The organism is Corynebacterium pseudodiphtheriticum (assembly GCF_023509295.1).
Taxonomy (GTDB): Bacteria; Actinomycetota; Actinomycetes; order Mycobacteriales; family Mycobacteriaceae; genus Corynebacterium; species Corynebacterium pseudodiphtheriticum.
The window spans coordinates 1,559,218-1,572,891 of sequence record NZ_CP091864.1 but is presented as its reverse complement, the minus strand read 5'-3'; the positions used below and the strand labels follow the sequence as shown (position 1 = coordinate 1,572,891).

Below are 13,674 nucleotides of genomic sequence, written 5' to 3'. Positions count from 1 at the left end.
CCGGGAAATAGGTTGGCAGGTAGTGGAATGACGTCACGATAGGTTGATTTTAGTGCTGGAAATCTGAGCTCTCTGGAAAAATCTCCCACCCGATTTCATATGTTTTACCTGCATGAATGTTCTATCTGTGGTGGTGTGTTGCTTTCTGGTGGGGTGTTTGGGGTTGATTGTGGGGCAAAGTGGGGTAGAGTGGGCTTAGCCGACATGACAGGTCTTGTGTATCCGCAAGGCTGACGTGATGGCACAGAGAAAACCCGTGTACCGGAGGAGTTGAGCGACAGGAGGTCACCGAGAATGTTTCTCGGCACGTACACTCCCAAGCTCGACGACAAAGGGCGCCTGACACTACCGGCGAAGTTTCGCGATGAACTCGCTGGTGGGTTGATGGTAACGAAGGGGCAGGATCACTCTTTGGCGGTCTATCCCCGGGAGGAGTTCGCTGCGCGCGCTCGCAAAGCGGCGGCGGTCTCACGTACCAATCCGGAAGCCCGCGCATTCATTCGCAACTTGGCAGCAAGTGCAGATGAGCAGCGGCCAGATGGTAACGGTCGTATTACCTTGTCAGTGGCGCACCGCGAGTATGCAAACCTTTCGAAGGAATGCGTCGTCGTTGGTTCCGTGGATTTTCTCGAAATCTGGGACAAAGAGTCCTGGGCCGCATACCAAGAACAGACCGAAGCTGCATACTCTGCAGCCGACGCTGATGAAGTGCTGGCTGGCCTTCTCTAAGGCAGCGCACGGAGTGTGTATAAGGACTCTGTTTGAGGCGGATGCCTCTGGTGTACTTCCCCGACATCAGAAACCTGCCTCAAACAGAGCCCTATATACACCCCATCACCACAGAGCTTTTTGCGCGAGGGGAGGACAGTCGCCATGGCAAACCCGACAGAACCAGTGGGCACAGCACAATCCACTTCGGAACAGTCGCAGCACGGGCACGTCCCAGTGATGCGCGATCGGATGGCTGAGCTTTTGGCGCCGGCTGTAGAAGCAGCGGGGGCACATGGAATTCTTGTCGACGGCACCCTGGGTGCTGGCGGGCACACCGAGTATTTTTTGCAACGCTTTCCTGACGTCCGCGTGATCGGTCTCGATCGAGATAGCAACGCGCTGCGGTCGGCGACTAAACGTTTAGCCCCGTATCGAGATCGGTTTTGCGCAGTGCAGTGCCGGTTTGATGAATTCGCAGACAAACTGGCTACCAGTGTTGCAACTGCGGCAGTGTCTAGTGCGGATGCCGATGGTGTCGATGTCCAGAAGTTCCAACTTGTAGATGCTGAGACGCGGAATGCAGAATCCCAGACCGTTGCGTATTTTGGAAACACTGAGATTCTTGCCGACGCTTTTCATGCCGGGATAAGCGGAGCATTGTTCGATCTTGGAGTGTCTTCGATGCAGCTGGACCAACTTGAGCGTGGTTTTGCGTACAAGGCAGATGCTCCGTTGGATATGCGTATGGATAGTGCAGCACCGATCACAGCGGCAGATATCCTGAATACCTATTCCCACGGGGATCTTGCGCGAGTTTTGAAGACTTATGGTGATGAGAAATTCGCTGGAAAAATTGCTTCGGCGGTGCTGCGCGAACGTGAAAAGCAACCTTTTGCTACTTCGCAGCGGTTAGTAGAGCTTTTGTATGCCACCATTCCGGCTCCAGCGCGTCGTAGTGGCGGACACCCAGCGAAGCGCACATTTCAAGCGCTGCGCATTGAGGTTAATCAAGAACTCTCTGCGATAGAGAATGCGTTGCCGATGATCACGGACATGCTGCGTGATGGCGGACGAGCGGTGTTCATGAGTTATCAGTCCTTGGAAGACCGGCTGGTAAAAAAGCACTTCCGCGATATTTCACAGTCGAAAACACCGGCGGGTCTGCCAATGGATTTGCCTGGTACTGCAGCCAAATTTCGCCTTATCACCCGTGGTGCGGAGCAAGCGAGCGAAGAAGAGATCATGGAAAACCCTCGTGCCGCATCGGTGCGAGTGCGCGCCGTTGAAAAGTTGCAAGAAGAAAAGACCGCATGTGCGGTGGACTCGGAAGGTCGTAGCTAGATATGTACACCAGCACTGATGAGCGCCAGCGCCGTACCACGAATTTCAGCCAGGCCAACACCACCAGCAATGGCACCACAACGCTACCGCGGCGCGCCGAATACACCCGTTCGGGAAATCAACCGGGTGCCGGTGGTGGAGTACGGCAATCTTCTGTTCCCCATAACTTCCGTGAGCGCCAGCACCCAGGTGACGGTACCCACGGCTACGCTGCCCCCTCGCGGCGCAGTGGCGGCTACAAGGCAACACAGGCTGGAAAGGGCCCGCACCGTTTGGGATCGCAACAGGTGGTCAGCGTGCGCGGTCGCCAGGTTAACCCGGTTAAGCGGGTGACAACCCGGGCACGGTTGTCTGTTCTCGCGATCATGATGATGATTGGCGGTATCGTGTTTGCCATCTGGCTGTCGGGTATTGCCACCCAACAGACCTTTCGAGTACAGGTGCTGACGGCGGAAGAAAGCCAGTTGAATAATGAGCTGGAAACGCTACACCGCGATTTGGAAAACGTGCGCTCAGCTGCGGAAGTAGCGGGCCATGCGGTTGCTGAAGGTATGCAAATTCCGGTGGAACCGGGAATTCTTCGGCGTGAAGAAAATGGCGACATCGTGGAAGATCGCCCAGCTTCGTCAGAAACTCGGCCTATTATTGATGTGAACGGAGAGCCTGTTCGCCCGGGACAGGCCTCCAGTGACCCTGACGGTATCGGTGAGTTGCGTGATCGTTTGGAATCGATTCCGGAAGGTCGTCGAGGTATTCCGTATCCGCATGCTGGCGGACCACGGGCTCCAGAAAGCGCAGCTTCTGAGGTCGGTGAACGACCTGCTTCGGCTCCGGAAGGTGCTGAGGGTAGCCCTAGCCCTGCACCGCACGCCGGCGAGCCAGGATCCGTGGATTCTGAACCAGCCGGTCCGGCTGCCAACCCGGACGCGGTGGCCCCGCAAAATAACCAAGTCCCGTTACAGGCGCCGTACCAGCCCAATCTTCGCTAATTAGGAAGGTGACATTCCCACCGTGACATCTTCTGCCCAGCGCGGTCCACGTGGTTCGGCACGACCGCAGACTCCACGCACTCCGCACCAGGAACAGCGAATGCTGATGCATAAACGCCTCCGGCTTATCGCTGCGCTGCTGCTAGTTTTTTCGGTGGTGCTCGCAGGACGGCTTGCATGGGTGCAAGTGGTGTGGGGGCCAGATCTTTCCGCTCGTGCAGAAGACCAGCGCGCCCGCATTTATGTTGATCCAGCCCGGCGGGGCGGTGTAGTGGACCGTGAAGGCAAACAGATTGCCTACACGATGCAAGCACGATCGTTGACAGTATCGCCCACAACTCTACGAAAAGAACTTCGTGAGCAGGCACAGCTGGAATCAGATGAGCGGCTGGACGACGAGCAAAAAGACGAATATGTCAATGCCACATTGTTAAAGATGTCGCGAGAAATCCCGAAGATGATCGAGGAAGCTTCGGAAGACAAACAGGACCTAAAGTCGAAGGATCTGCTAGATAAGCTACGCGCCGATACACAATACGAGGTGCTGGTGCGGAACGTCGATCCTGATATTGCCGCAGAAATTTCTGAACGGTTCCACGGCGTTGCAGCCGACCACCAGGACATCCGCCAATATCCCAACGGGGCGATCGGCGAAAATGTTGTTGGTCGCGTGTCGATGGATGGCACAGGGCAGTTCGGCCTGGAAGCTTCTCGCGACTCCACCCTTTCGGGAATCAATGGTCGCTCAACTGAAGATGTTTCTACTAATGGTCAAGTCATCCCTGGTACGTTGCGTGATGAAACCCCGGCTGTCGATGGCAAAGATATCCAGTTGACTCTGGATTTGGACTTGCAGACTTTCGTGCAGCAGCAACTTGAACAAGCCAAAAACAATTCGCGAGCAGAGTCTGCTGAGGCCGTAGTACTCGACGCCACCACGGGGGAAGTGTTGGCTATGGCAAATACCGATACGATTGACCCAAACGGAGACATCGCAAAACAATTAGAGGACGGCAAACACTTTGATAACCGTTCCATCTCGTTTCCTTACGAACCAGGTTCTGTAGCCAAGATCATTACCGCAGCTGCGGCGATTGAAGAAGGCATCACCACCGCAGATGAGGTGCATACAGTGCCTGGCAGCATTCAAATCGCTGATGTCACCGTTAATGATGCGTGGCCGCACGGTCCGTTGCCGTATACCACTGCTGGTATTTTCGGCAAGTCTTCCAACGTCGGCACGCTGCAATTGGCGGAAAAACTGGGGCAAGACAAGTTTGACGAATATCTGAATAAATTCGGTATCGGCGCCACAACTGGGATCGAGTTGCCTAACGAATCTTCGGGTCTGCGTCCGGCACGCTCGCAGTGGTCAGGCTCGACGTTTGCCAATCTGCCAATCGGGCAGGGCATGTCGTGGACGACGTTGCAGATGGCTTCAGTTTTCCAGACACTGGCTAATGGTGGAGAGCGCGTAGAACCACGCATCATCAAAACCAGCGCGGAAGACGATGCGAAGAAGAACGCTGGTGAAGGTAACGGAGCCAACGACAATAAAGTCAAAGACAGCAACGACGCGGATGGGGCTGGAGCTAGCGACGATGAACCAGAAAAAACGCGGGTAGTAAGTAAAGAAACTGCCAAGACCGTCGTCGACATGTTCCGTGCCACCGTGCAAGCAGACCCGGCGGGAGTGAATAACGGTACCGCCCCGGATGCGAACATCGAAGGCTACAACATCAGCGGTAAGACTGGCACCGCCCAGAAAGTGGATCCGAATACCGGCGCGTACTCCAATTCAGCGTACTGGATTACCTTCGCAGGTATCGCCCCCGTCGACGATCCACGTTTTGTCGTCGCCATTATGTTGGACGAACCAGAACGCGGCGTCCTTGACGGTGGTGGCGGAGGCGGTAGCGCCGGGCCACTGTTCCACCAGATCGCATCGTGGTTACTGGACCGGGATAATGTGCCGCCATCGCCGCCTGCACCTGAGCTAACTTTGCAAGCACCGTAACCATGGCGTCTGCCTTTTCGACGCCAACTACTGGTGCTGATTCTTTGCCAACCGACCCTTCGCCATAGACCCTTTGCCACCGACGACCATTAGACAAGGAGCATGTTCCCATGAGCACAACACTGGCCACACTGCTGGAAAAATTTGGTGGTGAGCTTGCTGGCGCTACGAGCAGCTCGACAAGCGGTATCACGATCTCCGGGATTGGTTTAGATTCTCAGAACATTAAGCCGGGAGAAATCTTTGCCGCATTGCCAGGCAATAGGGCGCATGGAGCGGAATTTGCCGAAAAGACTGTAGCCACAGCGATCCTGACGGATACCGCTGGTGCAAGAATTCTCAAGGACCGTGGCGAGCAGCGTCCCGTCTGGGTGATAGACGACTTGCGAAGCGTGCTGGGGCTGATTGCCGCAGAAATCTACGATCATCCTTCGCAGAAAATGCAGGTTATTGGCATAACTGGCACTTCCGGGAAAACTACGACGAGTTATATTTTAGAAGCTGGCCTGCGCGAAACCGGTGCCAAAGTCGGCATAATCGGCACCACCGGTACGCGGATCAACGGGACCAAGGTTCCCACCAGGTTGACCACCCCAGAAGCACCAAAGCTGCAAGAGCTTTTCGCGATGATGGTGGAACAGGGAGTCAGCCACGTCGTCATGGAAGTCTCCTCCCATGCTCTGGAACTTGGTCGGGTTACAGGTACGCGTTTTGCGGTCGCAGGTTTTAGCAACTTGTCCCAGGATCATTTGGACTTCCATCCGACCATGCAAGATTATTTCCAGGCGAAGGCACGGTTATTCCGGGGCGAGCTAGCTGCGCGCAATGCAGCAGTTGTTATCGATGAGCATTGGGGTCAAGAGATGGCCGATATTGCAGAAGGTAATACGCAGGAATGCTGGCGAGTCCGTACGCATCTTGCCGACGTTGATAGCGCTTCACAGCAAGCCGACGCCTTGGATAAGGCCACTGGCGCCGAAGTTGTCGTCACTGCTGCGCAACTTGCACCGAGCGGTAATCAGCAGGTGCATGTGCAGATAACTGGAGAAGAAGTAGAGATAGATCTGCCATTACCGGGCAGCTTCAATGTCGCGAACGCAGCCCTGGCCTGTGCAATGGCGAAGCTTGCTGGTGTGGAACTGAGCGCATTTATACGCGGCGTGGAAAAAGTTGCTGTCCCGGGCCGGATGGAATCGTTGGCACAAGGCCAAGATTTTGTGGCTGTGGTTGACTACGCGCACAAGCCTGGTGCGCTGGAGGCGGTGCTCGCAACACTGCGTGGCCAGGTCAGCGGAAGAGTCGGTGTGGTCGTCGGCTGTGGCGGTGATCGTGATTCTTCGAAACGTGCCGTTATGGGGCGGATTGCAGCCGAACAAGCCGATTATGTCGTCATCACGGATGACAACCCGCGTACGGAAGATCCAGCACCAATCCGCGCAGCAATGATGGAGGGTGCGCGTGCGGAGTTGCGAAAAGCAGCCGGGGAGGCTGGCCTAGCGGATGAATCTGCCCATTTGGTGGAGGAAGGTGATCGTGCGCAGGCTATCAAGCTTTTGGTCGAATGGGCACGCCCTGGAGATGCCATCGTTGTGGCTGGAAAAGGCCATGAAACTGGGCAAATAGTAGGGGATACGGTGTACGAATTTGATGACCGGAAAGTTCTTGCCGAAGCGCTCGCTGGAAATGGGGCGAAATAATGATTCCACTGACTATCGCAGAAATTGCTGAGATTGTCGGGGGGCGGCTAGACAACGTTGCAAACCCGCAAGCCAAGGTCATCGGCACCGTCGAATTTGATTCCCGACAGATTAGCCCGGGAAGTCTGTTTCTTGCGTTGCCGGGTGCCAAGGTCGATGGCCATGACTTTGCAGAAAAAGCCCATGCAGCAGGGGCAGTGGTTACACTTGCAGCCCGCCCGGTAGGGACCCCGGCGATTATCGTGCCTAGCCAGGCCAAAGCTGAAGCTGGTTCGCAAGCCTATGTTTTCGCGCATGACGAAGACGGTTCCGTACGTGCGCTGTTAACTGCGCTCGCGAAACTTGCACGCGCTGTGGTCACGAGGCTGACCAGCAGGTGGGGGCTCAGCGTAGTCGGGGTGACTGGTTCAGCCGGCAAGACCTCGACGAAGGATATGTTGGCGGCACTCTTGTCGACGGCAGGGCCGACAGTTGCACCCCCGGGATCGTTTAACAATGAAATTGGCCATCCCTATACCGCGCTTCGTTGCCACGAAGATACGCAATTCTTGGTGACTGAACTTTCAGCGCGCGGCCTTGGGCATATCGCGCAGTTGGCGGAGATCGCGCCTCCGCAAATTGGTGCGGTGCTCAACGTGGGCACTGCGCACCTGGGTGAGTTCGGCTCAAAAGACACCATCGCCCAAGCAAAAGGTGAGTTAATAGAAGCTGTGCCAGAAGCAAGCGCAGGTGGCGTCGCGGTGCTTAATGCCGATGACCCCGCCGTTGTGCAGATGGCCACGCGTACGCAGGGCAAGATCGTGACGTTTTCGGCGAATGGGGACACTCAGGCCGATTATTATGCGACTGATGTCAGACTTGACGAGCTTGCACGCGCGTCATTCCTGCTCCATAGCCCGGAAGCGCAGCCCGTTCAGATTCGGTTGCAGGTGGCGGGCAAACATCAGATCGCTAATGCCTTGGCTGCTGCAGCGGTGGCTGCTGCTGCCGGTGTGCCATTGGAAACCATTGGAACGACGCTTTGTGATTACGTTGCAGCGTCTGCGCATCGGATGGATATAAGGCAGCGTGGTGCGAATGTCACCATCATCAACGACGCGTATAACGCGAATCCAGAATCGATGCGCGCAGGTCTTGCGGCTTTAGCAGCGAGCGCCGGCACTACCACGCAGTTGGAAGACACGCAGTTGGAAGATTCCGGACAGGCCATCGCGGTGCTAGGCGAGATGAGTGAATTAGGCACCGACGCTGTTGCTGCGCATCGGGAGTTGGGCACGCAATTGGCCACCTATGGCGTAGATACGCTTGTGGCCGTCGGCAAGACTGACAATATTGCTGCGCTCACGGAAGGCGCCCAGGAAGTAGGCGTTGTTACCCGCCATGTTGCGGATGTGACTGGTGCGACGCGTACAGTGGAAGAGATCCTAGGTTCGGCACAGCGCCGCGTGGTTGTCTTGGTGAAAGCCTCGAACGCGTGGAGGCTGTGGCGAGTAGCTGAGCAGCTCGTGAATTCTGAGCTGTAGCGTGCGGATGCTCGCAGTAAACCGAAGCGCTTTCGATTAAAAGTATTGAGAAAAAGCATAAGGAATAGTAACCAGTGACTCAGATTATTCTCTCCGGCGTTATCAGCTTCCTGGTCGCAATCTTCACGACTCCGGTGCTGGTTCGGTATTTCACCAACGTGGGCCGGGGCCAGGAGATCCGCGAAGATGGGCCACGTTCGCATATGCGTAAACGTGGTACGCCTACCATGGGCGGTATCGCTATCGTGCTGGGGATCACGATTGCTTATGTCTTGGTCAACATATACGGCTGGCTGACTAATGCGGGCTCTTTCACCGCATCCGGTTTATTAGTTCTTGGCTTGATGCTTGGCCTCGCAGGTCTTGGCTTTATGGACGACTCAATCAAGCTGTTTAAGTCGCGGAACTTAGGGCTAAATAAGACGGGCAAGCTCGTCGGGCAGTTATTTTTAGCGATCGCCTTCGCTGTTTTGGTGCTGCAGTTTCCGAACGATGAGGGGCTGACTCCAGGCACCACCAATCTGTCATTTATCCGCGATATTGAGACTTTTGACATCGCAGCCGGCGGGATCATCATCGGAACGATTGCTTTTGTGATCTTCATGTACATCCTGATCTCCGCGTGGTCCAACGCAGTGAACTTCACTGATGGTTTGGACGGGCTGGCTGCGGGTTCCACCGCGCTGGTGATGGGCGGATACACGCTGATTACCTTCTGGCAATTCCGGAATTCTTGCGCCCATGCGGTCGACGCCGCTTGTTACCAGGTGCGCGATCCACTCGATATTGCGATTTTGGCCGCTGCCGGATTAGGCGCGAGTTTGGGCTTTTTGTGGTGGAATGCAGCCCCGGCGAAGATTTTCATGGGGGATACTGGATCGCTCGCACTGGGTGGATTGGTGGCTGGCATTTCGGTCACCACGCGGACTGAATTGTTGATGATTATCATCGGTTCTATTTTCGTCATCGAAGCAGCATCGGTGGTTATCCAGATAGTGGTCTTCCGTACCACTGGCAAACGTTTCTTCCGTATGGCACCAATCCATCACCACTTCGAAAATGGTGGCTGGGCCGAAACCTCGGTGGTTATCCGATTCTGGTTGCTCTCCGCCATGGCAGTGATTTTTGGTACCTCGCTGTTCTACGGCGAATGGTTGCTTCTGACAGGTTAGGACGCTAATGAAAACGCAACTCAAGCGCGTGCTCGTCGCGGGTGCAGGTGTCTCGGGTGCTGGTTGTGCACGTGCCCTGGTGCAACTCGGCGCAGACGTAATTATCGCCGATAACAATCTGGCTGCAGCTTCTGCGCTTGCTGAGGAGTTGAAACAATTTCTCACACTGGACAAAGGGGCACATGGCTCAGCAGACCGCGCACCACGGGTGATACCAGTTGCAGCTACTGCAGTAGATTTCGAAGGTGATCGCGAACTTGCTGCTCTAGATCTCGTCGTCACCAGCCCTGGTTGGCCCCCACACGCGCCGCTCTTGATTGCTGCGCAACGAGCGGGCTTAGAGGTCATTGGCGACGTCGAACTTGGTTTCCGGTTGGACCGAGCCGGAGTATATGGGCCCTGCCGCGATTGGTTAGTGGTCACCGGGACTAACGGCAAGACAACTACTACTGGGATGCTGACTTCCATCATGGATGCTCATGGTGCACGCGTCGGTAAGCGCGCGATGGCTACCGGCAATATTGGTGCTTCTGTTTTCGAAGCGCTGGCAGCTCGCCCGCGCGTAGACATCCTGGTGCTGGAAGCGTCTAGTTTCCAGCTCCATTGGGCGCCAACCCTGATTCCAGATGTGGGGGTGTTGCTGAATATTGCAGATGACCACATTGATTGGCATGGCAGTTTCGCCGCTTATGCTGCAGACAAAGCTACCGTTTTGCGTGCTGCCAAGCGCGTGGTGGGCATTGATGACGCGGAAGCGCGCCGCATTTCCGATGAACGAGATGCTGCAGCCGACGCCGGCGGGACTGGGACTACCCGTGGTTTCACCCAATATGCGCCGATAACTGGGCAGGTAGGAGTACGGGACCGCGCTTTAGTTCTAGCAGGAGAGGCTTTAGCCGGAGAAGGCCTAGATAGCGAGAACACTCAAGAATGCGCCATAACGGAATTAGCCCAAATCGAAGGTTTGCAACCACCAGGGGCTGCCGGAATCTTGGACGCTGGAGCTGCTGCAGCAGCGGCGTATGACTACGGAGTGGCACCGCACGACATTGCGGCTGGACTGGCACGTTACCGGGTGGCTGCCCACCGCGGAGCCGTGGTCGCCACTATTGCAGGAATCGACTATATCGATAACTCCAAAGCTACGAACCCGCATGCAGCGCAAGCTGCCATGGCTGGGTTGGAGTCTATTATCTGGGTTGCTGGCGGTCAGTTAAAAGGAGCCAGCGTGGAGGAGCTCGTGCGTACAGAAGCGCACCGGCTGAAAGCAGTGGTGCTCATTGGTGTGGATAGGCACACCATCGCCGACACATTGCATAAGCAAGCGCCGGGTATTCCGGTGGAGATAATTTCTGAGCAGGATCCGCAACGTTGTATGGATTTGGCTGTTGCCGCAGCTCATAGGCAGGCAAGTGCTGGGGATACTGTGCTGCTCGCTCCAGCCGCAGCCTCCCTCGACATGTTTTCTGGGATGGCACAGCGTGGCGATCTGTTTGCTCGTGCCACATCCGACTACTCTGGTTAACTATGGCCACACAGACCCCGCAACGCCGTCGACGTTTCTTGCGTAACTGGAAGTTCAGCATGCCTAAGCACCCAGGCTTGGATTATTTAATGCTGCGTATTTCCATTTTCGTGTTGGTGGGCATCGGAGTCGTCATGGCGTTTTCTGCGACCATGACCTGGTCTGTCATTGAAGGCAATACTGTCTGGGCGCAAGCGATAAGGCAAACCTTTTACGTCGTGTTGGGGCTGGCGGTTTTCTGGGGTGCATTGCGCACGCCTTTTACTAAGGTTAAGAAGCTCACGCCATGGTTTTTGGCCTTCGCAGCTATTTTGACCATGTTGGTTTTCGTTCCAGGTATTGGCGTTGGACGTAATGAGGTTGGCTCGCAGTCTTGGATCGTGTTGGGGCCGATTCGCCTGCAACCGTCGGAGATTGCTCGTATTGCCGTAGCAATGTTTGGCGCGTTGAGTCTGGCAAACAAACGACCACCGCGCACTCTGAATGAAGTGAAGCTCACGAACCCGTTTGTGATTTACATCTTGGTCTCCGTGTTGTTTTTCGGAGCCATGCTTGCAGAAGGGAACCTAGGTGTAGCGATGACATTCGCCGTCATCGTCGGTTTCACTCTGTTTTTTGCGGGAATTAACTGGCGGGTGATTGCCTTGGCGGTCCTCGGCCTTGTGGTTGGGCTAGTTTTCGTGTTCCTTGGTGGGGGCTACCGAAGTGATCGCTTTACGACGTTCTTCGGGGCATTCACGGGTAACTTCTCAGACACTCGGGGTTCGGCGTTTCAGACTTACCAGGGCTTCTTGTCGCTTGCCGACGGCTCTATGACAGGTGTTGGAATCGGCCAGTCGCGCGCTAAGTGGTTCTATTTGCCGGAAGCCAAAAATGACTTCGTGTTTGCCATCATTGGCGAAGAACTCGGATTGTTTGGCGGCGTTTTGGTCATCGCGATGTTCGTATTGCTGGGAATTTTTGGCCTGCGCACCGCCATGCGTGCCCAAAACCAGTTCCAGTCGCTGCTGGCAGCAACATTGACAGCTACCGTCGTCTCACAGGCGTTTTATAACGTCTCCTATGTCATTGGCTTGATGCCGATGACTGGTGTGCAGCTGCCACTGATTTCTTCCGGCGGTACCTCAACCGTCGTTACGCTCGGTGCCATGGGGCTGCTTGCTTCTGTGGCGCGGCATGAGCCGGAAGCAGTGTCGTATATGCAAAGCTATGGGCGACCATTGTTTGATCGCGTGTTTATGATTCCAGAACCAACTGTCGATGTTCGATCTTCTCGCGCCGCAGCTGGTGGCCAACGTTCGCGCGAGCGTGTCGGTCGGCGCCAGCCCGCACGTGGGCCGGAAAAATCGCGCCCGGAACGTCGACGGACGGAGCAGCGTCGTACAGAACAGCGCTTCGGCGCTGCAGTAACGTCGCGTTCGCGGAGTGTGACACGAGCAGCGCACACGGCCGTAAGCTCGAAACACGGCATGCACGATAATCTAAATTCGTACCCGAACCAGAAAGGCCAATCAGGAACATGGCGTCAACCACCGATTCGGCACTGACCATTGTCCTCGCTGGAGGGGGAACCGCCGGGCACATTGAGCCGGCCTTGGCCGTTGGTGAGGTGTTGCGAAACCGTTACGGCGCGCAGGTTCTCGCATTAGGTACCTCGCGGGGGCTAGAAAGCGATATCATTCCGGCTCGCGGCTTTGATCTGGAATTGATTACACCCGTGCCGGTGCCGCGCCGGATTAACGCCGACTTGTTTGCACTGCCGTTTAAGGTATTGCGTTCCATCCGGCAAGCCCGAAAGATTTTGAAGAAAAACCGTGCGGATGCTGTGTTTGGCACTGGTGGTTACGTTTCTGCATCAGCTTATTTAGCTGCAAAATCGCTTGGTATTCCGTTTTATGTCCTAGAGACCAATGCTTTGGCGGGCATGGCCAACAAAATGGGGGTGCGGTTGGGCGGAACCGGTTTCAACGCGATTGCTGGATCTGGGATGCCAGGCGATATCGTCGGTGTTCCCGTGCGTCCACAGCTGGCTGGGGGAGATCCAAGCGGCGAAAAAACCGCCCGGGCCCGGGAGATTTTTGGTCTTGTCGAAGACCGGCCGACCATTTTGGTTACCGGGGGCTCCCAGGGAGCTGCTTCGATAAATGCTGCGGTAGCTGGCAGCGTCGACAGGCTTGTCGACGCGGGCTACCAGATTTTGCACGCCTATGGAAAGAAAAACCAGCCACCGCAGGAACACCCGCACTACGTATCCCTGCCGTATATCGAAGACATGGCTGCTGCGTTGGCTGTAGCCGACTTGGTCGTATGTCGTTCTGGTGCGATGACCGTCGCCGAAGTCTCCGCTAGCGGCTTACCTGCTGTCTATGTTCCGCTGCCGCATGGCAACGGCGAACAAGGCTTGAATTGCGAAGCCGTGGTAGCGGAAGGTGCAGCACGTAAGATTGACGACGCTAAATTCACTCCAGATACGATGTACAACGAGGTGTCTTCCATTCTGGGTGATAGTGGCACCTACCAGCGGATGCGCATTGCGGCTGCTGCCAGCCAACAAGGTGATGCTGCGTGGCGATTGGCTGAGCGTATCATTTTCGATAATTCGGTTAATCCTTCTCCTTTCACCTCCGCGGAAGGTACTAGCCACGAAGCCAGCAGCACATAAGAATCTCAGAGCTAGGAGACTGTCGTGTCAGAACAGC

At 55.7% G+C, this 13,674-nt stretch carries 10 protein-coding genes; all 10 read left to right on the top strand.

What is annotated here, in order from left to right:
• Positions 1-294 precede the first annotated feature (294 nt).
• The 10 genes from mraZ to murG all read left to right on the top strand — a co-directional run bounded on the left by mraZ (position 295) and on the right by murG (position 13,637).
• Positions 295-729, top strand: a complete 435-nt coding sequence (gene mraZ / locus L9H78_RS07050) for a division/cell wall cluster transcriptional repressor MraZ (protein WP_021353831.1) — start codon at positions 295-297, stop codon at positions 727-729.
• A gap of 144 nt (positions 730-873) precedes the next feature.
• On the top strand, positions 874-2,052 hold the full coding sequence (gene rsmH / locus L9H78_RS07045; protein WP_249619658.1) for a 16S rRNA (cytosine(1402)-N(4))-methyltransferase RsmH: 1,179 nt from the start codon (positions 874-876) through the stop codon (positions 2,050-2,052).
• A gap of 2 nt (positions 2,053-2,054) precedes the next feature.
• Positions 2,055-3,041 carry a cell division protein FtsL gene (ftsL, locus tag L9H78_RS07040; RefSeq protein WP_249619657.1) on the top strand — a complete coding sequence of 329 codons (987 nt, stop codon included), beginning with the start codon at positions 2,055-2,057 and terminating at the stop codon, positions 3,039-3,041.
• A 106-nt stretch (positions 3,042-3,147) separates the two neighbouring features.
• Complete coding sequence (locus tag L9H78_RS07035; RefSeq protein WP_249620761.1) at positions 3,148-5,058, top strand: peptidoglycan D,D-transpeptidase FtsI family protein; 1,911 nt, start codon at positions 3,148-3,150, stop codon at positions 5,056-5,058.
• A gap of 110 nt (positions 5,059-5,168) precedes the next feature.
• Positions 5,169-6,755: a UDP-N-acetylmuramoyl-L-alanyl-D-glutamate--2,6-diaminopimelate ligase gene (locus L9H78_RS07030; RefSeq protein ID WP_249619656.1), complete on the top strand. Its 1,587-nt coding sequence runs from the start codon at positions 5,169-5,171 to the stop codon at positions 6,753-6,755.
• Positions 6,755-8,278 carry a UDP-N-acetylmuramoyl-tripeptide--D-alanyl-D-alanine ligase gene (locus tag L9H78_RS07025; protein WP_249619655.1) on the top strand — a complete coding sequence of 508 codons (1,524 nt, stop codon included), beginning with the start codon at positions 6,755-6,757 and terminating at the stop codon, positions 8,276-8,278. Before L9H78_RS07030 ends, L9H78_RS07025 begins: the two co-directional genes overlap by 1 nt.
• A gap of 74 nt (positions 8,279-8,352) precedes the next feature.
• Positions 8,353-9,450 (top strand): phospho-N-acetylmuramoyl-pentapeptide-transferase, encoded by a 1,098-nt coding sequence (mraY, locus tag L9H78_RS07020; protein WP_021353838.1) that lies wholly within the window; start codon positions 8,353-8,355, stop codon positions 9,448-9,450.
• Positions 9,451-9,457: 7 nt separating this feature from the next.
• Positions 9,458-10,975 carry a UDP-N-acetylmuramoyl-L-alanine--D-glutamate ligase gene (gene murD / locus L9H78_RS07015; RefSeq protein WP_249619654.1) on the top strand — a complete coding sequence of 506 codons (1,518 nt, stop codon included), beginning with the start codon at positions 9,458-9,460 and terminating at the stop codon, positions 10,973-10,975.
• Between the two features lie 2 nt (positions 10,976-10,977).
• The gene (locus L9H78_RS07010) at positions 10,978-12,522 is read left to right on the top strand and encodes an FtsW/RodA/SpoVE family cell cycle protein (RefSeq protein WP_347276356.1); all 1,545 of its coding nucleotides are present in this window, start codon (positions 10,978-10,980) and stop codon (positions 12,520-12,522) included.
• The gene (murG, locus tag L9H78_RS07005; protein ID WP_249619653.1) at positions 12,495-13,637 is read left to right on the top strand and encodes an undecaprenyldiphospho-muramoylpentapeptide beta-N-acetylglucosaminyltransferase; all 1,143 of its coding nucleotides are present in this window, start codon (positions 12,495-12,497) and stop codon (positions 13,635-13,637) included. Before L9H78_RS07010 ends, murG begins: the two co-directional genes overlap by 28 nt.
• The last annotated feature ends 37 nt before the right edge of the window (positions 13,638-13,674 follow it).